This window comes from Pseudonocardia sp. GCM10023141, from assembly GCF_042653605.1.
On the sequence record NZ_JBHSIR010000016.1, the window covers coordinates 1 to 729 of the forward strand.

General features: G+C 65.3%; 2 protein-coding genes. One reads left to right on the forward strand and one right to left on the reverse strand.

Annotated features, from left to right (window positions below; translation table 11 throughout):
• Positions 1 to 122: 122 nt before the first annotated feature.
• A complete protein-coding gene (locus ACFPFQ_RS08465; RefSeq protein ID WP_379616544.1) occupies positions 123 to 281 on the reverse strand; it encodes a hypothetical protein in 159 nt (52 codons plus the stop codon).
• A gap of 77 nt (positions 282 to 358) precedes the next feature.
• Between ACFPFQ_RS08465 and ACFPFQ_RS08470 the strand changes: the two genes are divergently transcribed.
• On the forward strand, positions 359 to 502 hold the full coding sequence (locus tag ACFPFQ_RS08470) for a hypothetical protein (protein WP_379616546.1): 144 nt from the start codon (positions 359 to 361) through the stop codon (positions 500 to 502).
• Positions 503 to 729: the final 227 nt, after the last annotated feature.

Genomic DNA, 729 nt, shown 5'->3' on the forward strand with positions numbered 1-729 from the left:
ACCGGCCCCACAGTGCGACCGGCAGGAAGCCACCCATCACCCGCTTGACCAACCTGTCCGGTCAGTACATCTAGTCGAGACACCACCGCTGCGACTGACCCACTGAGTCGACGGCGACGAGATCAAGCAAGGAGTTGAGAGCCAACCGGATCGCCGCGGTCACCCCGGCCGTGGAACTCCTCGGTCCCACAAGCGGCATCGTCGCAAACCGTCGATCCCTGCTCGCGCTGATCGGCGGTGTCGACGTTGATGTCCTCGACGAGATCGGAGATCAAGTCCACGGCGGCAGCCGCGTCACCCCGAATTCAAGCGGTCCGAAAACGCGGGGCAGATCAAGTGCAGCCGTGAGCGGGGACGCATGCGCGATGAGCCACTGGCGTCCGTGCTCACCCTGGCCAACGCGCTCGCCGAGGCGAAGATCGACTTCGTGCTCCGCGACCCCGAGAACGCCGAGGCGCGCGGTCGCGCCGTCTTCGACGCGTTCTGGCGCATGATCGCCTGATCCTCAGTTTCGGCCGGTCCCGCAACCATGCCTGTTGACTACTGACCAGTCAGACACTCAAGGAGTCACCAGGGCCGACAAGGCCAACATCGACACCGGGCCGACCGCTTGCATCGGCCACCGCACCGCCCTCAAGGCGGCAGGGCATGGACCGTCGTGCTAGTGGCTCGACACGCAACGTTGGCCGGATAATTGATCTCGGTTCTCGACCCGGTCAGGCTGCCCGC

Coding starts and splice junctions, on each gene's coding strand:
- ACFPFQ_RS08470 (WP_379616546.1), top strand. CDS start 359: ATGCGCGATGAGCCACTGGCGTCCGTGCTCACCCTGGCCAACGCGCTC.